The following is a 21,011-nucleotide window of genomic DNA, read 5'->3' on the forward strand; positions in this document are numbered from 1 at the left end:
GACGAGCATGGCAGAGAACGGGCAGGCGAAGGGCACTGCGGGGTACCTGTTCGAAGCGGGGATGCTCAAGCGGGCGAAGCGGTCGGGCTGGTGGATCGCCGGGGTGAAGGACCCCGAGACGATCGCTGAACACTCCTTCCGCACCGGTGTCGTCGGTGCAGTCCTCGCGATGATGGAGGGCGCCGACCCAGCGAAGGTCGCCCTGCTGTCCCTCTTCCACGACACGCAGGAGACCCGCGTTGGCGACATCCCGCACATCGGGCGGCGGTACCTCACCGCCGCCTCCAACGAGCGGGTAACTGCGGACCAGGTCAGCGCCGCCCACCCTGCTGTTGTCGCCGGGGTCAACGCAATCGTCGCGGAGTATGAGAACGGCGAGAGCCCGGAGGTGGTTGTCGCGCACGACGCCGACAAGCTCGAATGCCTGCTCCAAGCGGTCGAGTACCGGGAGCAGGGCTACCAGAACGTCCAGCCCTGGATCGACAGCAGCCTCGGCAGCCTGAAGACCGACTCTGCCCGGGAACTCGCCGAGGCGGCTCTCACGATGACCTCGCTGGAGTGGCAGAAGGTCTATCTCGGGTTTTCCGTGCATGAGTGACAGTGTCGGGGCGGCCACGCCTCTCCACTCGGTGTCCGTCGCGGGGGTGGTGGTGAGCGGGGACGGCCGGGTGCTGGCGATTCGCCGGGCCGACAACGGGACTGGGGAACCCCCGGGTGGCGTGCTGGAACTGGACGAGGCCGTCGAGGACGGCGTGCGTCGCGAGGTCTACGAGGAGACCGGGCTCAAGGTCGGCGTGGAGCGGCTGACCGGCGTCTACAAGAACGTGAGCCGAGGAATCGTCGCCCTCGTTTTCCGCTGCCGACCGGAGAGCGGAGCAGAGCGGCTCTTGGACGAGTCGGTTGAAGTCGACTGGCTCACGCCGGCCGAGGTCTCCGACCGCATGGCCGAGGTCTATGCCGTACGTGTCCTGGACGCGCTTCGGGACGACGCGGCACCGAGCATCCGTACCCACGACGGCCGACACCTGTTGTAACGGATCCAGCTCGGCGGCTGAGCCCGCCCGATCGAACGCCGACGGCCCGGCTCCCCGTAGGGGAGTCGGGCCGTCGTGCGTGCCTGGCGGGGTCAGACCGAGGCGGTCTGCGGGGTCCGGTCGGGCAGCTGCTCGGCGGCCTCCTCGGCCTCGCGGGTGCGCAGGGCGAGCGGGATGCGCAGGGCGGCGATCCAGGTGAGCGTGGCGAGGAACATATGGAGGCCGACCATCAGCTCGGGGGCGTCCGTGAAGTACTGGATGTAGCCCAGTACACCCTGCAGCAGCAGGACGGCGAGCAGCTCCTTGGCCCGGGCCTTGGCCGGCTGCGGGGCCTTCACGGCGGCGAAGACGAAGAGCACCGCGATCGCCAGGCCGACCGAGACCATGGCGAAGTCGGCGTGGAACTGGGCGAGGCGGTCGTAGTCGATCGGGATGCGCGGGACAATCTTGTTGTCCTGCGGCGTGCCCGGGTGGTGGCCGGCGCCGGTCACCAGGGTGCCGGCCGCGACCAGCAGGCCGATCACGGTGACCAGGACGTACGAGAGCTGGTGGATCGGGCGAGCCACGGACAGCTTCGCCGGGCCGTCGCCCTCCTTGCTGCGCTCCCACATCAGCAGTGCGACCCAGACCAGGGCCATCGCGGCGATCATGTGCAGCGCCACGGTGTACGGGTTGAGGCCGGTCAGTACGGTGATGCCGCCGAGCACGGCGTTGCTCATCACCAGCCAGAACTGCGCCCAGCCGAGCTTGGTCAGGCTGCGGCGCCAGGGCCGGTGGCAGCGGGCGGCCAGGATCGCCCAGCCGACGGCGGCGCTCAGCACGTAGGTGAGCATCCGGTTGGTGAACTCGATGACGCCGTGGAAGCCCATCTCGGCCGTCGGCGTCAGGCTCTCGGCGGTGCAGCGGGGCCAGGTCGTACAGCCGAGGCCGGAGGCGGTGAGCCGGACGGCGCCGCCGGTGACGACGATCACCACGCTCATCACCAGCGCGGCGAACGCGGCGCGCCGGACCATCGCGGCGGAGGGCTGCCAGCGCTCGGCGAGCAGGGAAAAGGGGTTAGGCACGGGGTCAATCGTAGGCGGCCTTACAGGCGATCTTGGGGCGGGGCGGGGGCGCCGCGCAGGCGCGTGCCCTGCCCATCCCGGGGATCACAAACCGGATAGTTCGGGTGAGCCGGTCAACGGCCGTCGTGACGAAGTTCATTCAAGTTTGCCGAATCCGCGTTCTGCGAGGTGGCGGCTGTGATGTGCTGGTCAAGCACGTACGGGAACGGACCGACAGACGAAATCCGGTCGTGCGGCGGGGTGTGGCGAGGTGCGGGAGTGCCGGTAGAGTCCGCCGGACATCCGTAGCGGGCCACCGCGATCCACTTCAACACGCCTGCTGCGCAAGACCGTTCGGAGGGGAACAGCGTAATGGCGCGACAGCAGCGGCACACTCGGATCGGCGCGACGGCACTCGCCGGCACGGCGGCGGCCGGTTTTCTCCTGCCCCTGGCACTGGCCACCAACGCCTCGGCGCACGTACCGACGTGGTCGGTGACCTGCGACAAGGTCGTGATCGATCTGATCAACTACAGCCCCAAGCCTGACGTGAAGAACACCGTCAGCCTCACCATCGACGGCGAGAAGGTCCTGGACGCCAAGGCCTTCCCCGCGGAGTTCCACGGCACCTTCCCGGTGAAGGACCACGACGCCCCGGTCAAGGCGAACCTGGTGGTCACCACCTCGGAGAACCCGAACGAGAAGGGCTGGAACATCAACGAGACCAAGACCATCGAGCCGTGCCACACGCCGACTCCGACCCCTACCCCCACCATGACCCCCACCCCCACCCCCACGTCGACGCCCACCCAGACGCCGACCCCGACCCCGACGCCGAGCACCACCCCGTCGGGCACCCCTTCGGCCACCCCGACCCCGTCGCCGACGGCCACCCCTAGCACCACCCCGGCCGCCCCGGCGCCCGCCACCAGCGCCCCGGCGCTCGCCCAGACCGGTAGCAGTGACGCGACCCCGATGATCGCGGCGGTCGGCGGCGGCGTGCTGCTGGTCGGCGGCGCGCTCGTGCTGCTCGCCCGCAAGCGCCGCGGCGGCAGCCAGGGCTGACGCGCAGTCGGCTGAACGCAACGACGCCCCCGGCCTCAACCGGCCGGGGGCGTCGCGCTGTTCGTACGGGGCCTACTCCCAGCGGAAGAAGCGGGCGGCCGCGGCCAGACCGAGCACGGACCAGCCGGCCAGGATGCCGAGGTCCGACCAGGGCACACCCGCGCCGTGCTGGAGCACCGACCGCAGGCCGTCCGAGAGCGCCGAGATCGGCAGCAGCTCCAGCACCGACTGCACGGCCGGGGGGAACTTGCTGAGCGGCACGATCACCCCGCCCGCGAGCAGCAGCAGGATGAACACCAGGTTGGCGCCGGCCAGTGTGGCCTCGGCCTTCAGGGTGCCGGCCATCAGCAGGCCGAGCCCGGAGAAGGCGGCGGTGCCGAGGACCAGCAGTGCGGCGACGGCCAGGGCCCCTTGCGGTGTAGCGAGCCCCTGCGGGGACCAGTCGAGCGCCAGCGCGATCACCGACAGCAGCGCGACCTGCAGCGCCTCGGTGACCAGCACGCAGCCGGTCTTGGCGGTCAGCAGCGTCCAGCGCGGCAGCGGGCTGGCGCCGAGCCGCTTGAGCACGCCGTAGCGGCGCTCGAAGCCGGTGGCGATGGCCTGCCCGGTGAAGGCGGTGGACATCACGGCCAGCGCGAGCAGGCCGGGGGCCAGGAAGTCGACCCGCTTGCCGGGGCCCTCCACGGCGACGATGTCGACGGCGGAGAACAGCACCAGCAGCACGGTCGGGATGACCACGGTGAGCAGCAGCTGCTCACCGTTGCGCAGCAGCATCCTGGTCTCGAAGGCGGTCTGGGCCAGCAGCATCCGGCCGACCGGGGCCGCGCCGGGCCTGGGGGCGTAATCGGTGGTACTCACGATCGGAGCTCCCGTCCGGTCAGGTCGAGGAAGACGTCTTCGAGGCTGCGGCGCTGCACGGACAGCCGCTCGGGCAGGATGCCGGAGGCCGCGCACCAGCCGGTGACGGTGGCCACCAGCTGCGGGTCGACCGGCGCCTCGACGCGGTAGCTGCCGGGGGTGGTCTCGACGGCGGTGGCGCCCGCGGGCAGCTCCTTGAGCAGCGGGCCGAGGTCGAGCCCGGGTGGGCCGTCGAAGCGCAGGGCGTTCTCGGCGCCGCCGCGGCACAGCTCCTCGGTGGTGCCGTCGGCGATCACCTTTCCGCGGTCGACGACGGCGACGCGGTCGGCGAGCTGCTCGGCCTCGTCCATGTGGTGGGTGGTGACCACCACGGTGACGCCGTCCCGGCGCAGGTCGCGGACCAGCTCCCAGGTGGCACGGCGGGCCTGCGGGTCGAGGCCGGCGGTGGGCTCGTCCAGGAAGACCAGCTCGGGGCGGCCGACCACGGCCATCGCCAGGGCGAGCCGCTGCTGCTGGCCGCCGGAGAGTCGGCGGTAGGTGGTGCGGCCGCAGGAGCCGAGGCCGAGGCGCTCGACGAGGGCGTCCACGTCGAGCGGGTGGGCGTGCAGCTTGGCGGTGTGGCGCAGCATCTCGACGGCGCGCGCGCCCGCGTACACGCCGCCGGACTGCAGCATGACGCCGATCCGGGGGCGCAGCTGCGCGCTCTGGGCGACCGGGTCGAGGCCGAGGACGCGGACGGTGCCGCCGTCGGGGCGGCGGTAGCCCTCGCAGGTCTCGATGGTGGTGGTCTTGCCGGCGCCGTTGGGGCCGAGGACGGCGGTGATCGCGCCGGTCGCGATGGTGAGGTCGAGACCGTCCACGGCCGACTTGTCGCCGTAGCGCTTGACCAGCCCGGCGATCTGGACCGCGGGTTCGGAGTGCATACCGGCGAGTGTAAGAGGACTGAACGGACCCGCCGGACGGCGGCCCGGATGATCGTTTACACAGGTCAGGTAAGCCTTGCCTGCGTGACAGATGACACCAGTGAGGCCTGGATCACGGCTTGTCCCGACGGAAGTAATTACGCAACACTGGTGTTGTGAAAAACATGCGCGAGCACACCCCGCAGCGGGAGGCCGAGCCGGCCCCCGACTGCGACGTGCCCGTGACGGCGGCCGAGGTGCTCCTGGAGGGCCACCGCGCCACCCGTGACCGGGTCGCCCGCTCGATCCTGGACCACGGCCCCTCCTCCGCCGCCGACCTGGCGAACCGGCTCGGCCTCACCGCCGCCGCCGTCCGCCGCCACCTCGACGGACTGGCCGCCGCCGGCCTGGTCGAGTCCCGCGAGCAGCGGGTCTACGGCAGCCGGGGTCGCGGCCGTCCGGCCAAGGTCTTCGCCCTCACCGACGGCGGTCGGGACGCCTTCTACCAGGCCTACGACCAGCTCGCGGCCGACGCGCTGCGCTGGATCTCGGACGCGGTGGGCGGCGGCAAGGCGGGCGAGGAGGCGGTCGCCGCCTTCGCCCGCGCCCGGTTCGGCAGGCAGGGCGAGAAGTACCAGGAGACCCTGGCCCGGGCCGAGGCGCAGGAGCGCCCGGAGGCCCTGGCCCAGGCGCTGAGCGCGGACGGGTACGCTGCCACGGTGCGGCGTGTCCCGTCGGCCGCGGCCAAGGCCCCGGCGGGCGCCCAGCTCTGCCAGCACCACTGCCCGGTCGCGCACATCGCCGAGCAGTTCCCGCAGCTCTGCGAGGCGGAGACCGAGGTCTTCTCCCAGCTCCTGGGCACCCATGTGCAACGGCTGGCCACCATCGCCCACGGCGACGGGGTCTGCACCACCTATGTGCCGGCACCCGGTGCCGCATCGTCGCCTGCCCAGCCCCCGGCGGGCCGCGGCTCCGATGCAGTGCCGACTGCCGGTACGTCCACCGAAGATTCAGCGTCCGCGCGTTAGGAAGCTCGCATGACTGACACCGTTTCGCACCCCGAGCTCGAGGGCCTGGGCAATTACGAGTACGGCTGGGCCGACCCGGACACCGCCGGTGCCGAGGCCAAGCGCGGGCTCAGCGAGGAGGTCGTCCGCGACATCTCCGCGAAGAAGAACGAGTCCGAGTGGATGCTGAACCTGCGTCTCAAGGGCCTGAAGCTGTTCGGCAAGAAGCCCATGCCGACCTGGGGTTCCGACCTCTCCGGCATCGACTTCGACAACATCAAGTACTTCGTCCGCTCCACCGAGAAGCAGGCCGAGTCCTGGGAGGACCTGCCGGCGGACATCAAGGCCACCTACGACAAGCTCGGCATCCCGGAGGCGGAGAAGCAGCGCCTGGTCGCCGGTGTCGCCGCCCAGTACGAGTCCGAGGTCGTCTACCACCAGATCCGCGAGGACCTGGAGGAGCAGGGCGTCATCTTCCTGGACACCGACACCGCGCTGCGCGAGCACCCGGAGCTGTTCAAGGAGTACTTCGGCACCGTCATCCCGGCCGGCGACAACAAGTTCGCCGCGCTGAACACGGCCGTGTGGTCCGGCGGCTCGTTCATCTACGTGCCGAAGGGCGTGCACGTCGACATCCCGCTGCAGGCCTACTTCCGGATCAACACCGAGAACATGGGCCAGTTCGAGCGGACGCTGATCATCGTCGACGAGGACGCCTACGTCCATTACGTCGAGGGCTGCACCGCGCCGATCTACTCCTCCGACTCGCTGCACTCGGCGGTCGTGGAGATCATCGTCAAGAAGGGCGGCCGCTGCCGCTACACGACCATCCAGAACTGGTCGAACAACGTCTACAACCTGGTCACCAAGCGCGCCGTGGCGTACGAGGGCGCGACCATGGAGTGGGTCGACGGCAACATCGGCTCCAAGGTCACCATGAAGTACCCGGCCGTCTACCTGATGGGCGAGCACGCCAAGGGCGAGACCCTGTCGATCGCCTTCGCGGGCGAGGGCCAGCACCAGGACGCCGGCGCCAAGATGGTGCACATGGCGCCGAACACCTCCTCGCACATCGTCTCCAAGTCGGTGGCGCGCGGCGGCGGCCGGACCTCCTACCGCGGTCTGATCGAGATCGGCGAGGGCTCGCACGGCGCCAAGTCCAACGTGCTGTGCGACGCGCTGCTGGTCGACACGATCTCCCGCTCGGACACCTACCCGTACGTGGACGTCCGCGAGGACGACGTGTCCATGGGCCACGAGGCGACCGTCTCCAAGGTCAGCGAGGACCAGCTGTTCTACCTGATGAGCCGCGGTCTGACCGAGACCGAGGCGATGGCGATGATCGTCCGCGGCTTCGTCGAGCCGATCGCGCGTGAGCTGCCGATGGAGTACGCGCTGGAGCTCAACCGGCTGATCGAGCTGCAGATGGAGGGCGCGGTCGGCTGACGCTCAGCCGCTCCGCGATCCCATCCGACTTTTGAGGAAGAGAGCACAACGAACAGCCATGGCTGAGCAGAACACCACCGGCTCCACCACCGCCGGTTCGATCGAGGTCGGCACCGCCGGCGCGGGCGCGCAGCTCGCCGGCCCCGGCACCGGCCGGACCGCGGTCCAGCAGCCGATCGACGCGCGCGTCGCGGTCAAGCCCTCCTACGACGTGAACGACTTCCCGGTGCCGCACGGCCGCGAGGAGGACTGGCGGTTCACCCCGCTGCACCGCCTCGGCGGGCTGCACGACGGGACCGCCGCCGCCGGCGAGCGGGGCGAGGACAAGGTCGAGTTCACGCTGCCGGACGGTGTCACCGCCGAGACCGTCGGCCGGGACGACGCCCGCCTGGGCAAGGCCGGCAAGCCGGTCGACCGGGTCGCCGCGCAGGCCTTCAGCGCCTTCGAGCAGGCGCTCGTGGTCACCGTCCCCAAGGACGCGGTGCTGACCGAGCCGGTCAGGATCGACGTGCGCGCCGAGGGCGGGGTCCGCTTCGCCCACGTGGTGATCGACGTCAAGCCGTTCGCCGAGGCCGTCGTGGTGCTCAACCACGCGGGCACCGGCACCCGGGCCGCCAACGTCGAGCTGCTGGTCGGCGACGGCGCCAAGCTCACCTTCGTCTCCGTCCAGGACTGGGACCGGGACGCCGTGCACGCCGCGCAGCACAACGCGCTGGTCGGCCGGGACGCCTCGTTCAAGTCCGTGGTCGTCACCTTCGGCGGCGACCTGGTCCGCCTGCACCCGCGGGTCAACTACGCCGGCCCCGGCGGCGAGGCCGAGCTGTTCGGCCTGTACTTCGCCGACGCCGGCCAGCACCTGGAGCACCGCCTGATCATCGACCACGACACGCCGCACTGCCGGTCGAACGTGGCGTACAAGGGCGCGCTGCAGGGCCAGGACGCCCACGCGGTCTGGGTCGGCGACGTGCTGATCCGCGCCGCCGCGCTCGGCACCGACACCTACGAGCTCAACCGCAACCTGGTGCTCACCGACGGCGCCCGGGTCGACTCGATCCCGAACCTGGAGATCGAGACCGGCGAGATCGTCGGCGCCGGCCACGCCTCCGCGACCGGCCGCTTCGACGACGAGCAGCTGTTCTACCTGATGGCCCGCGGCATCCCGGCCGACGAGGCCCGCCGCCTGGTGGTCCGCGGCTTCTTCGCCGAGCTGCTGCAGCAGATCGGCGTGGCCGAGGTGCAGGAGCAGCTCATGGAGAAGATCGAGGCCGAGCTGGAAGCGGCGGTCTGACCACGATGACCTTCCTCCGTGCCTGCGCGCTGAGCGACCTCCAGGAGGACGTGCCCAAGCGCGTGGACCTCAACGGCGTGCCGGTCTCCGTCGTCCGCACCGACGAGGGGGTGTTCGCGATCAACGACATCTGCTCGCACGCGAACGTCTCGCTCTCCGAGGGCGAGGTCGAGGACTGCATGATCGAGTGCTGGCTGCACGGCTCCAGCTTCGACCTGCGCACCGGCAAGCCCTCCGGCCTGCCCGCCACCAAGCCGGTCGCTGTCTACCCCGTAAAGATCGAAGGGGACGATGTGCTCGTCTCCGTCAACCAGGAGTCCTGAGTACACATGGCAACCCTTGAAATCCGCGACCTGCACGTCTCCGTCGAGGCCGAGAGCGGCCCGCGCGAGATCCTGAAGGGCGTCGACCTGACCGTGAAGCAGGGCGAGACCCACGCCATCATGGGTCCGAACGGCTCCGGCAAGTCCACCCTGGCCTACTCGCTGGCCGGCCACCCCAAGTACACCGTCACCGGCGGCTCGGTGCTGCTGGACGGCGAGGACGTCCTGGAGATGTCCGTCGACGAGCGCGCCAAGGCCGGTGTGTTCCTGGCCATGCAGTACCCGGTCGAGGTCCCGGGTGTCTCGGTCAGCAACTTCCTGCGCACCGCCGCCACCGCCGTCCGCGGCGAGGCCCCGAAGCTGCGGCTGTGGGTGAAGGAGGTCAAGGAGGCGATGGCCGCCCTCCAGATGGACCCGGCCTTCGCCGAGCGCAACGTCAACGAGGGCTTCTCCGGCGGTGAGAAGAAGCGCCACGAGATCCTCCAGCTGGAGCTGCTCAAGCCGAAGATCGCGATCCTCGACGAGACCGACTCCGGCCTGGACGTCGACGCGCTGCGGATCGTCTCCGAGGGCATCAACCGGGTCCGCTCGACCGGCGAGGTCGGCACCCTGCTGGTGACCCACTACACCCGCATCCTGCGGTACATCAAGCCCGACTACGTCCACGTCTTCGCGGGCGGCCGCATCGTCGAGTCCGGCGGTGCCGAGCTGGCCGACAAGCTGGAGAACGAGGGCTACGAGGCGTATGTGAAGGGCGGCGCATCCGAGTGACGCATCCGTTTACCGGTCTGCTCGACACCGACGCGATCCGCAAGGACTTCCCGGTCCTGCAGCGCGTGCTGCACGACGGGAAGCCGCTGGTCTACCTGGACAACGCGGCCACCTCGCAGAAGCCGCGTCAGGTGCTGGAGGCCCTGACCGCCTACTACGAGCGGCACAACGCCAACGTCCACCGCGGCGTGCACGTGCTCGCCGAGGAGGCCACGGCGCTGTACGAGGGCGCCCGCGACAAGGTCGCGGCGTTCATCAACGCGCCGAGCCGCAACGAGGTGATCTTCACCAAGAACGCCTCGGAGTCGCTCAACCTCGTGGCCAACATGCTCGGTTGGGCCGATGAGCCGTACCGGGTGGACGCCGACTCCGAGATCGTGATCACGGAGATGGAGCACCACTCCAACATCGTCCCGTGGCAGCTGCTGTCGCAGCGCACCGGTGCGAAGCTCAAGTGGTTCGGGCTGACCGACGAGGGCCGGCTCGACCTGTCGAACATCGACGAGCTGATCACCGAGAAGACCAAGGTGGTCTCCTTCACCCTGGTCTCCAACCTGCTGGGCACCGTCAACCCGGTCGAGACGATCGTCCGCAAGGCCCAGTCGGTCGGCGCGCTGGTCGTCATCGACGCCTCGCAGGCCGCGCCGCACATGGTGCTGGACGTGCAGGCGCTGGAGGCCGACTTCGTCGCCTTCACCGGCCACAAGATGCTGGCCCCGACGGGCATCGGCGTGCTGTGGGGCCGCCAGGAGCTGCTGGAGGACCTCCCGCCGTTCCTCGGCGGCGGCGAGATGATCGAGACCGTCACCATGGGCTCGTCCACCTACGCCCCGGCGCCGCACAAGTTCGAGGCCGGTACCCCGCCGATCGCCCAGGCGGTCGGGCTGGGCGCGGCGATCGACTACCTCCAGGGCATCGGCATGGAGAAGATCGCGGCGCACGAGCACGCGATCACCGAGTACGCGGTGGAGCGCCTGCTGGAGGTGCCGGAGCTGCGGATCATCGGCCCGCGCACGGCCGTGGACCGCGGCGCCGCGATCTCCTTCACCCTCGGCGACATCCACCCGCACGACGTGGGTCAGGTGCTGGACGAGCAGGGCATCGCCGTGCGCGTCGGGCACCACTGCGCGCGGCCGGTCTGCCTGCGGTACGGAATTCCGGCGACCACGCGGGCGTCGTTCTACCTGTACTCGACGCCGGGCGAGGTCGACGCGCTGATCGACGGCCTGCACCACGTCCGGAACTTCTTCGGCTGACGGGACCCGCAGGACATGAAGCTCGACTCGATGTACCAGGACATCATCCTGGACCACTACCGCAATCCCCACGGCAAGGGGCTGCGGGACGGCGACGCCGAAGTGCACCACGTCAACCCGACGTGCGGCGACGAGATCACCCTGCGGGTGAAGCTCGACGGCGCGACGGTCGCCGACGTCTCGTACGAGTCCCAGGGCTGTTCGATCAGCCAGGCCAGCGCCTCGGTGCTGAACGACCTGGTGGTCGGCAAGACCGTCGGCGAGGCACAGGCGGTCCAGGAGGCCTTCCTGGAGCTGATGCAGAGCAAGGGACAGGGCGAGGGCGACGAGGAGGTGCTGGAGGACGCGGTCGCGTTCGCCGGCGTCTCCAAGTACCCGGCCCGGGTCAAGTGCGCCCTGCTCAGCTGGATGGCCTGGAAGGACGCCACCGCCCAGGCCCTCGCCCAGCACCCCGCCGTGAACGACTGACCCCGCGAAGGAGGACAAGACCATGAGTGACGAAACCACCACCGAAGCCACGGCCTCCGCTGCGGAGGAGCAGCCGAACGGCGTCATCGTCGGCACCACCGCCGGCACCGTGTCGGTCGAGGACCTGACCGAGGCCCTGATGGACGTCGTCGACCCCGAACTGGGCATCGACGTCGTCAACCTGGGCCTGATCTACGGCATCCACATCGACGAGTCCGACGTGGCCACCATCGACATGACGCTCACCTCGGCGGCCTGCCCGCTGACCGACGTCATCGAGGACCAGGCCAAGACCGCCACCGACGGTCTGGTGAAGGACCTGCGCATCAACTGGGTCTGGATGCCGCCGTGGGGCCCGGACAAGATCACCGACGACGGCCGCGAGCAGCTCCGCGCGCTCGGCTTCAACGTCTGAGGTCTTTTCTGTACCGAGTTCTGTACGAACGTCGCTGCCCGGGACGGGTTCTCCGTTCCGGGCAGCGGCGTTCTCCGTTTCGTAGGAGACGTGGCGGAGGCGGCGGGGGAGGTTCCGAGTGGTCACTGGGGTGTGCCGAAGACCTGGGTCCAGTAGCCGCTCGTGTCGGCGATGCCGGTGTCCTTGTAGCCGCAGTTGAGGATGTTGCCCTTGTGGCCCGAGCTGTTCATCCAGCCGTCGAAGGTGGCCTGCGCACTGCCGTAGCCCTGGGCTATGTTCTCGGCCGAGGCGCTCCACTTGTAACCGGCTTTGGTGATGCGGTCAGAGGCGCTGGATCCGTCGGAGCCGGTGTGGGACAGCTTCCCGGTCTTCGCCATGTCGTTGCTGTGGGTCTGGGCCGCCTGGACGAGCTGGGAGTTCACGGTGAGGGCCGGACAGCCCGCGGTGGCCCGTGCCTGGTTGACCAGGGTCAGCATGCTGCCCGTGTCTCCCTGGGTGGGGGCGAGGGCGGGTGCGACGGTCGCCGTGCCGGGAACCGCCACAGCGACCGGTCCCCCGGTGAGTACCAGCACGGGGACGGCGAGGACTGCTGACAGGCGCCGCGCGGTGCGGATGTTGATATGCATCGTGGTCCCTTTCTCGGGCTTGCTCGGGACTGTGGAGGGCGCAGGCATGCCCCTCGTGCCGCCACCCGTGGCGGGGGTGCGGGCGCTCTCGGCACCGTCTGCTCCACTGCGATGAGTCGTGCGCCCAGCGGATCCGTCCGCCCGTCCGCCCTCATACCTGCGATCTTTCCGATGGGGGCGTGACGCAGCCGTGACGCCGCTGTGCCCGGAAGGTCCGGGCCCGGTGGGTCCGGCGATCAGCACCACGCTCACGAACGGGTGACGCCGCCCGCGCCGCCGACGGGGATCAACGGGCTGGACCGGGCCGCCGAGCACGTGGCGTTTGCGGTCGACAGTGCAGAGCGGGCGGCGCAGCATGGAAAAGGGGCGGATCTTGTACACGAAGAGACGGCGATGCGATGGCCAGCGACGATCGGCGCTCCCCGGCTCCCGGGCCAGGCGTGCGGCTCGCTCTGCTCGGTGGCTTCGACCTCTCGGTCGGTGACGCGTCGGTGGCCCTGTCCGCGGGGGCGGAGCGCTTACTCGCCTTCGTGGCGCTGTGTTGCAACGGGAAGGTGCCGCGCGCGCTGGTGGCCGGAACTCTCTGGCCGGACGCCGCGGAGCGCTGCGCGTATGCGAGCCTGCGCTCGGCGCTGTCCCGGCTCCCGGCGGCGGGCCGGGAGGCACTGGAGGTCGGCCCGACCGAGCTGAGGCTGGCCGACGGCGTCGGCGTGGACATCCGCGAGGCGAGGACGCTGGCCCACCGGATCCTGGCGCCCGGTGCGGGCCCCGCCCGGGCAGGGCTCGGGCTGGCGGCCGTCGAGGACCTCTCGGCGGACCTGCTGCCGGGCTGGTACGAGGACTGGACGCTGCTGGAGGCCGACAACTGGCGGCGCCTGCGGGTCCACGCCCTTGAGGCCCTGGCCCGCGCCTTCGTCGGCGCCCGTCGTTTCCCCGAGGCGGTGGCCGCCGCCGGCGCCGCCGTCCGCGCCGACCCGTTGCGCGAGAGCAGTCAGGCCTCGCTGATCCGGGCCCACCTCGCCGAGGGCAACCCCGGCGAGGCCCTGCAGGACGTCGAACGCTACGAGCGGCGCCTGCGGGCGGAGCTGGGGTTGCCGGCTCCGGCGCGGTTGCGGCAGCTGGTCGCCGGCGCGGGGTAGTCGGGCCGCGAGGGCAGTGGCGTCAACTCGGTGCCGCGCGCGTCCTTGGCATCCACATCGACGAGTCCGGCGTGGCCACTATCGACATGACGCTCACCTCGGCGGCCTGCCCGCTGACCGACGTCATCGACGACCAGGCCAAGACCGCCACCGACGGCCTGGTACAGGACCTGCGGATCAACTGGGTCTGGATGCCGCCGTGGGGCCCGGACAGGATCACCGACGACAGCCGCGAGCAGCTCCGCACGCTCGGCTTCAACGTCTGAGGTCTTTCGATCGTCAACCTGCTGCCGCGCAAACCGAGAGGTTTGCGCGGCAGCGGTGTTTCCGCGCCTCAGCGGGCAATGGCCGTTCCGGGAGTAAGGGGCACTCTCGCCGCCAGCAGGGCGGCGCGTGCGCGCGCTGCACCTCTGGCTGCCACGGAAGCCTCGCTTCCGACTGCCGCAGTTCGCTTCCCGAGGCCTGCGCAGGCACCGCAGATGCCCGGTTGGGGTACCGGATCGTGGCACCTGGCGCACTCGAAGTAGCGGGCTGCCGGGGGCTGTTCCCGGGGGCGGGAGGGCGGCATCTTGTGCTGCAACCGGTAGCGGAGCACTGCCGCCGCCGAGTGCACCGGGACTGGCAGCCCCGGTAGCAGAGCTTGGGCCAGATCGGCCGGGGTGCTGCCGCGCCCCAGCCATTCGGCGACCAGGGGCGCCAGCTCCTGCGCTTCGGCCTCGCCCAGGCGCAGGCGGGGCTCGGGTCGGATCACGCGGAACAGGGTGGCCACCGTTTCGCGGATCAGTTCAGTCTCGGGTGGCACCTCCCCTCCCTCTGGGTCGCTTTCGTCGGCCGGACTCGCGGGGAGGGAGGGTTCTTGCTGCTGGTTCTTTACAACAGGGCTGCCAGCACGGCCGGTTGCCGCTTCACCGGGCGCCGGACGGGTGGTACCCGGCGCCGCGAGCTGCGGGGTGTCGTAGACGTGGGTCTCGGTGATGATCGTGCCGTCGGGAAGGCGGATCTTCTCGACCCGGTAGAAGCCGGCCTCGGTCAGCTCCTTCAGCGCCTTGCGGACGGCGCCGCGCCCTTGGGGGCTGGTGTCGGCCATGTGCCGACCGTCCTCGCGCCAGCCGTCAGGGCGGGAGAGCAGGTCTGCGAGCAGGCCTCGGGCGGTGTAGCTTAGCCGCCGGTACTGCAGAACGGCGTTGGGTAGCACGGTGAAGTTGCGCACGTGGGCGCTACGATGGACTCGCATCGGGAGTTAGGGCTCCTGTTGCCGGACCCCGGAGCGTTGGCGCGCTGCCGGGGTCGCCTGTTTTCTATTGGATTACGGAACGTATCACGGCACTTGACGTAGTGTGAGACGTTCGCGACAGTCAGTGCGAGATCGACAGGGCGATGGCGCTGTCCCCGACCAGCGACGGTCTCCGAGGAGTGTCAGGGTTCTCCGGCGATGTCCGGGTTCAGTCGGTCTTCTCCTCGCCGTCCAGGTGCGCCATTGCGTAGCCGTGCTCCTCCGGGTGCCGCGCCAGCCGGGCTATCACCCAGGCGGTGCGGGCATCTATCCCAGGCCCGAAGTCGGCGGTCAGGCGGCGGGCCTGCCGCGTCGTCCGAGGCGCGAGATTCCAGCGCGCGAGTGAGAACTGCATACGGGAGGCGCCAGCGACCGTCTTTCCTGCTGGCCCAGGACGGTCTTCTTGGGGCGGGCCAGGTTCGCCCAGTGTCTGGGTTGTTGTAGCGGCCACTCGACGAGTGTTGCGATGCAGCCGGCCTTTGTGATGTCGATCAGGGTGTGATCACCGGAAAGAGCGGCAGCGCGGCTGCTCGTTGACACCGAGTGGAACATCCTGGTCATGCGTGTCTCGGCGACGGTCTTCGCGGAGGTGTCGACCACCGGCATGTGCGCCGTTGGCCTCCGGGTCTTCGGGCTATTCCTCTGGGCCGTCGGTGCTGCCGCAGCACGAGCCAAATTTCCGGGCCTTCCCATTGATGCAATAGCAGCGATCTGCTGGCGTGGTTGGAATTCGAGTGACTGCCGCGACTGCCTGAACCAGTTCTTTGTTCCTCGCGGCCTGCTGAATGTATTCGAGGGAGTCGAACGTTATCCCCTGGAGATTTCGACCGATCATCACGACCAGGGCGCCGCAGTTCGTGGCCCGATACCAGCGTGGGAAATATCGGAGCCCGCCGAGCTGGTGCAGCTCGCGTCCATCGTGGAGCAGTCTCACCTCGCAGCCCTCAAGGAGGGCTGTGAGGCCGGGGGTGCAATTCTGTTCGTCCACCGGGTCCGCGTCCCCGTCGCCCTCGTGGCAGACCCAGTCCGGAAACTCGAATCCCAGTGTTGCGAAGCCGGCGAGCAGACGGTCATGGACTTCTCCGCTCTCCGTAGTGGCGAGCCCGCCATAGGCGTCAATGATCAGTGCCGGTACGGGGCCTCGCTTGCCCGCCAGCAAGGCGCACTCGACCTCGAAGAAGATTTCGTTGGGGTCGGGGGCGGTCGAGGTCTCGTACACGGCCGAGTCGCCACACCTTGGATGGATCAGGGCTGGCCACTTGATCCTCTTCTCGTGATTGAGGATGCTGACGAGATTGGCAGGGCTATTGCGACCAATGGGCTCACCGCAGCTCCGGCAACTCTCCAGCTTCGTTGAGAGGCGCCGCAAAATTGCCTGCAGATTCACGCCTTTGAATGCGTCTCGTACAGGCTGGGAGGTGTGAATCTTGCGAGGCATGGTTCTCCCTGTCCAGGTCCTGCCGGAAGGGTAGAGCTGTGCCGTCGCAAAGTTGCGCGCCATTCACCCGGAAAGCGGATAGCGCGCGAGTGGCGAATTCCGGCGGGCAGCATTTTCGCCTCAGGTGCTACAGCTCACGCAGGCCAACCAGCGCCCTGTCGATCAGCAGGGGGTCGGAGATCAGGCCGGTAGCTTCGGCAGGTTGCCCACGTTCCTTGGCCTGCCCCGTGCGGCCTGCGGCGTCCTCGTGGTGACGCCGCAACCTGCCGTCAGTTGGTGAAGATCTCGGCCAGCGTGCGGTACTCGTGCAGCTCGTCCTTGTCGAACCACAGCTCGACTTCCTGCGCGGCCTCCTCCTTGTTGCCGGAGGCGTGGACCAGGTTGGCCACGGCCTTTCCGACTGCCACGCTGCCTGCGGAGCTCATGTGCGAGAGGTCGCCGCGGATCGTGCCGGCCGGAGCCTGGTTCGGGTAGGTGCTGCCCACGCTCTTCCGGACGGTGGCGATGGCGTCGTAGCCCTCCAGTACCAGGGCGATGACCGGCCCCTGCTGCATGAAGGTGGCCGTGAGGTTGTAGACCTCGGCCCCCCACGTAGTGCTGGCGAGCAGGTGTCGAACGCGAGTGTCCGAACAAGGTCGAGGGCACGTACGAGGTGCTGGGCGAGTGGAAGTTCGGCGAAACGGTCCGACTTCCGAAGCCGTTCGATGTTGAGAATCGGCACCGAGAAGTGGAAGCCCTGGGACGCATAGCGCCGGGGTGAAACGCCGCTGCCCGGGACTTCCGAAGGAGTCCCGGGCAGCGGCCGTTTCGGTGTGCGGTCAGGCCTGCTTGGGCTTGCGGGCGACGGCCACCGCGAGGGCGGCGCAGAGGACGGCGGCGACGGCGGCGAAGCCGCTGACGGCGGGGAGGAGGCCGTAGGCCTGGACCAGGGCGCCCACGCCGATGATGGGGAGGGAGCTGCCGAGGTAGACGATGATCCAGAGGGCGCTCATTTCGGAGCCCCGGCGCTCCGGGTTCATCGCGGCGACGGCGGTGGTGAACAGGGAGCGGAAGGCCACGCCCTGGCAGATGCCGCCGAGGACGCTGCCGATGAAGAGCAGCGCCGGGGTGCCCGTGTACCCGGCGGCGACGACCAGGGCGAGGCCGGTGGCCAGGCCGGTCATGCCGAGGGCGATCACCAGGCGGTCCGCGGTCGGCGGGACGATCAGCTGGGCGGCGGCCGAGGAGCCGAGCAGCAGGGCGGCCACGATCGCGCCGGTCAGGTGCGAGGAGGTGTGCAGCAGCTTGGCGGAGAAGGCCGGCGCGAGGGCCAGGTAGACGCCGAAGACCCCGTAGGAGATGAAGCCGGCGCCTGCGGCGAGCAGGAACTCGCGGCGGCCGGTGACCGGCAGGGCGAGCCGCTGCGGGCGCAGGTGGGCCGGGGTGGTGATGCGCGGCGGGGACGCCGGGGGGCGGTTGCGGCCGGGCATCCGGGGATGGACCACGGCGAGCGGCACGCAGAGCGCCAGCAGGGCGATGGCGTGCAGCAGGAACGGCGTCAGCAGCGGGTCGGAGCCGCCGGCCAGCAGGGCGCCGACGATCGGGCCGAGCGCGACGCCGCCCGCGGAACAGGCCAGGGTGAGCTTGGCGGCCAGGGTCGGGTGGTCCGGCAGCAGGTCGCCGAGGGCGGCTCCGGCGGCGCCGGTGGACAGGCCGACCGCGATGCCCTGGATCGCCCGGCCGGCGGCGAGCTGCCAGAAGCTGCCGGAGGTGGCGAACACGACGTCGCCGGCGGCGGCCAGGGCGACGGCGGGCAGGATGAGTGCGCGGCGGCCGAGGTGGTCCGACCAGTGGCCGACGATGGCCAGCACCGGGACCAGCGCGAACACGTAGATCGTGAACAGGATCGTGGTGTCGAGCGGGCCGAGCCCGAGGCGCTGCTGGAGCAGCGGGTAGATCGGCGTCGCCAGGTTGGCACCGATCAGCATGAACAGCAGGGCGGCGGCCACCAGGCCGACGCGGACACCGCGCAGCGCGTTCCAGCGGCTGATCGCGGCGAGCTGGAGCTGGGCGCGCGGCGCGAGCTCCAGGGGAAGCAGGGCCTCCGACAGTCGGCGTCCGTCGAGCTGCGCGGTGGGCAGCACGGAGCCGGCGGGGGAGAGGTCCGCCATGTGAGGGGTCTCCTGTGGCAGGGCACCACCGGGTCGGCGGGATGTGCCGGCGCGCCCGTCCGGAGGCGCTGTGGTGGTGGCCGCGGTGCGGGCTCCCTGGTGGAGCGGATGAGCTGAGGATTCGGGCTTCGTTGCCCGGTGGATCGCGCGGGGTGTGCGCGGATACCAGTTCGAAGGATAAGGGGTGGGCGCAAACCGGCGGCGCGCGCCCCTGCGCACGCCCCTTGAGGCCGGGCATCGGGGGTGCCCGACCTATACGCTGAGGTGGTAGACGGGTACGCGGTGCTGATGGGCTGACCGCTGGCTGAGGGAGAGCGCACAACGATGGCCGGACGACGTCGGAAGAACGCGGGAGCTTCGGCGGGAGAGGGCGCGGCCGAGGCGGTCCTGCCCGCTGACATGGAGCTCCAGGATCTCTACGGGGCGTTCGCCGCGCACGGTCTGGACGACGAGGATCTGGACGACGCCGCGGTCCTGGTGCCGCCGGTGAAGCTGCCGGCCGAGCCGGAGCTGGCCGAGCAGGCGAAGGCCGTGCCGATGTTCGGCTACGCCCTGGCGCTGGCCCGCTGGGCCGCCCCGCACCGGGCGGTGGACGAGTTCGGCGACCTGGTCGAGGAGGACCAGGCGCCCGCGGCGCGGCTGCTGGGGCTGGCCCCGGCCGAGGGCGAGGTGCCCGAGGAGGCCGAGGTCGAGGCGCTGCGGGCCTGGTCGCTGGCCTGCGACCTGGACCTGGTGGAGCTGGGGACGACCGCGGCCGGGGAGCACGTCGCGGTGCCGGGGCCGGATCTGGAGGCCGCCGAGCAGGGGGACCCGGAGACCGTCCTGGAGCTGTGGCTGACCGCCGCCGGGATCGTCCGGGAGCTGGCGGTGGAAGCGGATTCGATGCCGGAGGAGCCGGCGGAGCCGTCCGAGGAGGCCGAAGCCGCCGGGGAGGACGAGGGCGGGCTCTCCGAGGTGGAGGAGGCCAGGGAGGCCGCCGCCGAGCTGCTCGACGAGGCGCTGCAGGTGCTGTACGAGACCACCGCCTTCGCCGAGCCGGGCAACGAGACGGTGCCGCTGGGCGTGCTGGCCGCGCTGCTGGTGGTGCCGGAGGGCGAGGAGCCGAGTGAGGAGCTGCTCGGGGACATCACCGATGTGATGGTCGCGCTGGACCCGATGCTGGGCGACCTCGCCGAGCTGGGTCTGCTGGACTACCGTCCGATCGACCCGGAGCTGTTCGACGAGGAGGAGGGCGAGGAGCCGGCCGTCGTCGGTGAGGCGCCGCTGGACGAGGAGGAGTCGGCCCGCTTCGGGCTGGTCCGGCTCACCCCGCTCGGCCAGTACGGCATCCGGCAGTGGCTGCTGGAGGACGGCTACGACGCGCCGTTGGTCGGCGAGCTGGCCCAGGGGAACGCGGCCGAGCTGCTGCGCGGGGTGTGCGAGTCGGCCAATGTGCTGCCGGAGGAGGAGCTCAGGGTCTGGATCGCCGACCGGGAGCCGGCGGCGGCGGCCCGCGAGCTGCTGGCGGCGGCGCGCGGCGACGACGGGTACGGGCCGCTGCGCCGGATGCTGTGCGTCTCGGCGCTCAACCTGCTGGGACCGGGCGCCGAGCCCGCCGTCCGGGAGGTGCTGGACGACCCGGAGCTGGGCGGCGCGGCCAGGGCCTGGCTGTCCGCGCAGGGCGCGGCGGACGTGCCGGTGCCGGATCGGGCGATGGCGCTGTGGACGGTGATCGACACCTTCGCCGCCCAGCTGCTGGACAACGGCGGCGACGCCGAGCTGCTGCGCGAGCTGTTCACCGACCTGCCGGTGAACGGCGATCCGGCGGCGTGGTTCGGCGAGCTGTGGCGGGTCGACCACCCGTACACGGCGGACGTCCTGGAGGCGATCGGCGAGCTGCACCCGGACCGGGCACTGGCCAAGGAGGCGCGCAAGGCGGCCTTCAAGGCGCGGTCCCGGGGCTAGGCCCTGGGGCCGTGTCCGGGGCGGTGCTCTACGGAAGGTCCAGCGAGCCGTCCTCGGTGAAGGGGAAGAACGGGTTGTGGGCCAGCTCCCACAGGTGCCCGTCCGGGTCCTCGAAGTAGCCGGAGTAGCCGCCCCAGCCGGTCGGGACCGGCGGCTTGACCACCACGGCGCCGGCCTCGACCGCCGTCCGCAGCGCGGCGTCCACCAGCGCGGGGGACTCCAGGTTCACCGCGAGGGTGACGCCGCGGAAGGAGGGCTCCCCGGCCGCGGGGACGCCCGCGTCGGCGGCCAGCTCCTCGGTGGGGAAGAGACCGAGCACCGAGTCGGCGGTGCGGAACCAGACGATCTCCGGGCTGGAGGCGGCGGAGCGCTTCCAGCCGAGGCTCTCGTAGAAGCGGGCGCTGCGGTCGAGGTCGGAGACCCCGAGGGTGACGATGCTGATCCGGGCGGGGAAGCCGTGCTGCTCCGGCGTGCTCTGTGCGGTCATACGGCCAGCGTAGGGAGGGCGGCTGACAACCGGGCCGCCTGACACGGCCACCGCCCCCGGACGGCAACCGAGCTGATG

22 protein-coding genes and 2 pseudogenes are annotated in these 21,011 nt (G+C 70.5%); 14 read left to right on the plus strand and 10 right to left on the minus strand.

Features of this window, described 5'->3' with window-relative positions; translation table 11 throughout:
• Positions 1 to 7 precede the first annotated feature (7 nt).
• Positions 8 to 598 (plus strand): HD domain-containing protein, encoded by a 591-nt coding sequence (locus ABZW30_RS20570; RefSeq protein WP_355672566.1) that lies wholly within the window; start codon positions 8 to 10, stop codon positions 596 to 598.
• The gene (locus ABZW30_RS20575; protein WP_355672567.1) at positions 591 to 1,034 is read left to right on the plus strand and encodes an NUDIX hydrolase; all 444 of its coding nucleotides are present in this window, start codon (positions 591 to 593) and stop codon (positions 1,032 to 1,034) included. Before ABZW30_RS20570 ends, ABZW30_RS20575 begins: the two co-directional genes overlap by 8 nt.
• A gap of 92 nt (positions 1,035 to 1,126) precedes the next feature.
• Here the strand turns inward: ABZW30_RS20575 and ABZW30_RS20580 are convergent, their stop codons facing one another.
• Entirely contained in the window at positions 1,127 to 2,047 is a 921-nt protein-coding gene (locus ABZW30_RS20580) for a COX15/CtaA family protein (protein ID WP_355672648.1), read from the minus strand.
• A gap of 402 nt (positions 2,048 to 2,449) precedes the next feature.
• On the opposite strand from ABZW30_RS20580, the gene ABZW30_RS20585 reads away from it, so the two are divergent.
• The gene (locus ABZW30_RS20585) at positions 2,450 to 3,142 is read left to right on the plus strand and encodes an LAETG motif-containing sortase-dependent surface protein (protein ID WP_355672568.1); all 693 of its coding nucleotides are present in this window, start codon (positions 2,450 to 2,452) and stop codon (positions 3,140 to 3,142) included.
• A 72-nt stretch (positions 3,143 to 3,214) separates the two neighbouring features.
• Here ABZW30_RS20585 and ABZW30_RS20590 read toward each other — a convergent pair whose 3' ends face one another.
• On the minus strand, positions 3,215 to 3,949 hold the full coding sequence (locus ABZW30_RS20590; protein WP_355672649.1) for an ABC transporter permease: 735 nt from the start codon (positions 3,947 to 3,949) through the stop codon (positions 3,215 to 3,217).
• Between the two features lie 47 nt (positions 3,950 to 3,996).
• On the minus strand, positions 3,997 to 4,923 hold the full coding sequence (locus ABZW30_RS20595) for an ABC transporter ATP-binding protein (RefSeq protein ID WP_355672569.1): 927 nt from the start codon (positions 4,921 to 4,923) through the stop codon (positions 3,997 to 3,999).
• Positions 4,924 to 5,087: 164 nt separating this feature from the next.
• Between ABZW30_RS20595 and ABZW30_RS20600 the strand changes: the two genes are divergently transcribed.
• From ABZW30_RS20600 to ABZW30_RS20635, 8 genes are read left to right on the plus strand one after another with little or no spacing between them, the layout of a single operon-like run.
• Positions 5,088 to 5,930: a helix-turn-helix domain-containing protein gene (locus tag ABZW30_RS20600; protein ID WP_355672570.1), complete on the plus strand. Its 843-nt coding sequence runs from the start codon at positions 5,088 to 5,090 to the stop codon at positions 5,928 to 5,930.
• Positions 5,931 to 5,939: 9 nt separating this feature from the next.
• Complete coding sequence (sufB, locus tag ABZW30_RS20605) at positions 5,940 to 7,355, plus strand: Fe-S cluster assembly protein SufB (protein WP_355672571.1); 1,416 nt, start codon at positions 5,940 to 5,942, stop codon at positions 7,353 to 7,355.
• A gap of 58 nt (positions 7,356 to 7,413) precedes the next feature.
• A complete protein-coding gene (sufD, locus tag ABZW30_RS20610) occupies positions 7,414 to 8,643 on the plus strand; it encodes a Fe-S cluster assembly protein SufD (RefSeq protein WP_355672572.1) in 1,230 nt (409 codons plus the stop codon).
• A 5-nt stretch (positions 8,644 to 8,648) separates the two neighbouring features.
• Complete coding sequence (locus tag ABZW30_RS20615) at positions 8,649 to 8,966, plus strand: bifunctional 3-phenylpropionate/cinnamic acid dioxygenase ferredoxin subunit (RefSeq protein ID WP_153463212.1); 318 nt, start codon at positions 8,649 to 8,651, stop codon at positions 8,964 to 8,966.
• A gap of 6 nt (positions 8,967 to 8,972) precedes the next feature.
• Positions 8,973 to 9,737, plus strand: a complete 765-nt coding sequence (sufC, locus tag ABZW30_RS20620) for a Fe-S cluster assembly ATPase SufC (RefSeq protein WP_033354871.1) — start codon at positions 8,973 to 8,975, stop codon at positions 9,735 to 9,737.
• Positions 9,728 to 10,993 (plus strand): cysteine desulfurase, encoded by a 1,266-nt coding sequence (locus ABZW30_RS20625; RefSeq protein WP_355672650.1) that lies wholly within the window; start codon positions 9,728 to 9,730, stop codon positions 10,991 to 10,993. The genes sufC and ABZW30_RS20625 overlap by 10 nt, the downstream gene beginning before the upstream one ends.
• 15 nt (positions 10,994 to 11,008) lie before the next feature.
• The gene (sufU, locus tag ABZW30_RS20630; protein ID WP_350633139.1) at positions 11,009 to 11,461 is read left to right on the plus strand and encodes a Fe-S cluster assembly sulfur transfer protein SufU; all 453 of its coding nucleotides are present in this window, start codon (positions 11,009 to 11,011) and stop codon (positions 11,459 to 11,461) included.
• Positions 11,462 to 11,483: 22 nt separating this feature from the next.
• Positions 11,484 to 11,876, plus strand: coding sequence for a metal-sulfur cluster assembly factor (locus ABZW30_RS20635; RefSeq protein WP_355672573.1), 393 nt, complete (start codon positions 11,484 to 11,486; stop codon positions 11,874 to 11,876).
• Between the two features lie 122 nt (positions 11,877 to 11,998).
• On the opposite strand, the gene ABZW30_RS20640 is transcribed toward ABZW30_RS20635, so the two are convergent.
• Positions 11,999 to 12,502, minus strand: a complete 504-nt coding sequence (locus tag ABZW30_RS20640) for a CAP domain-containing protein (protein WP_355672574.1) — start codon at positions 12,500 to 12,502, stop codon at positions 11,999 to 12,001.
• 398 nt (positions 12,503 to 12,900) lie between these two features.
• Here ABZW30_RS20640 and ABZW30_RS20645 point away from each other — a divergent pair, with 398 nt between their 5' ends.
• Positions 12,901 to 13,641, plus strand: a complete 741-nt coding sequence (locus ABZW30_RS20645) for a BTAD domain-containing putative transcriptional regulator (protein ID WP_355672575.1) — start codon at positions 12,901 to 12,903, stop codon at positions 13,639 to 13,641.
• A gap of 47 nt (positions 13,642 to 13,688) precedes the next feature.
• A pseudogene (locus ABZW30_RS20650) lies at positions 13,689 to 13,907 on the plus strand (iron-sulfur cluster assembly protein); the annotation flags it as partial.
• Between the two features lie 68 nt (positions 13,908 to 13,975).
• Here the strand turns inward: ABZW30_RS20650 and ABZW30_RS20655 are convergent.
• The 5 genes and pseudogenes from ABZW30_RS20655 to ABZW30_RS20675 all read right to left on the minus strand — a co-directional run bounded on the left by ABZW30_RS20655 (position 13,976) and on the right by ABZW30_RS20675 (position 18,502).
• Positions 13,976 to 14,851: a hypothetical protein gene (locus tag ABZW30_RS20655; protein ID WP_355672576.1), complete on the minus strand. Its 876-nt coding sequence runs from the start codon at positions 14,849 to 14,851 to the stop codon at positions 13,976 to 13,978.
• A 232-nt stretch (positions 14,852 to 15,083) separates the two neighbouring features.
• A complete protein-coding gene (locus ABZW30_RS20660; protein WP_355672577.1) occupies positions 15,084 to 15,269 on the minus strand; it encodes a hypothetical protein in 186 nt (61 codons plus the stop codon).
• A gap of 279 nt (positions 15,270 to 15,548) precedes the next feature.
• On the minus strand, positions 15,549 to 16,352 hold the full coding sequence (locus ABZW30_RS20665; RefSeq protein WP_355672578.1) for a hypothetical protein: 804 nt from the start codon (positions 16,350 to 16,352) through the stop codon (positions 15,549 to 15,551).
• Positions 16,353 to 16,621: 269 nt separating this feature from the next.
• Positions 16,622 to 16,939, minus strand: a pseudogene (locus tag ABZW30_RS20670) (nucleoside-diphosphate kinase); the annotation flags it as partial.
• A gap of 231 nt (positions 16,940 to 17,170) precedes the next feature.
• Positions 17,171 to 18,502: an MFS transporter gene (locus ABZW30_RS20675; protein ID WP_355672579.1), complete on the minus strand. Its 1,332-nt coding sequence runs from the start codon at positions 18,500 to 18,502 to the stop codon at positions 17,171 to 17,173.
• Positions 18,503 to 18,826: 324 nt separating this feature from the next.
• Between ABZW30_RS20675 and ABZW30_RS20680 the strand changes: the two genes are divergently transcribed.
• A complete protein-coding gene (locus ABZW30_RS20680) occupies positions 18,827 to 20,446 on the plus strand; it encodes a hypothetical protein (RefSeq protein ID WP_355672580.1) in 1,620 nt (539 codons plus the stop codon).
• Positions 20,447 to 20,474: 28 nt separating this feature from the next.
• On the opposite strand, the gene ABZW30_RS20685 is transcribed toward ABZW30_RS20680, so the two are convergent.
• A complete protein-coding gene (locus tag ABZW30_RS20685; RefSeq protein WP_355672581.1) occupies positions 20,475 to 20,933 on the minus strand; it encodes a VOC family protein in 459 nt (152 codons plus the stop codon).
• Between the last annotated feature and the right edge of the window lie 78 nt (positions 20,934 to 21,011).

The organism is Kitasatospora sp. NPDC004669 (assembly GCF_040609455.1).
In the GTDB taxonomy this organism is placed as follows: domain Bacteria; phylum Actinomycetota; class Actinomycetes; order Streptomycetales; family Streptomycetaceae; genus Kitasatospora.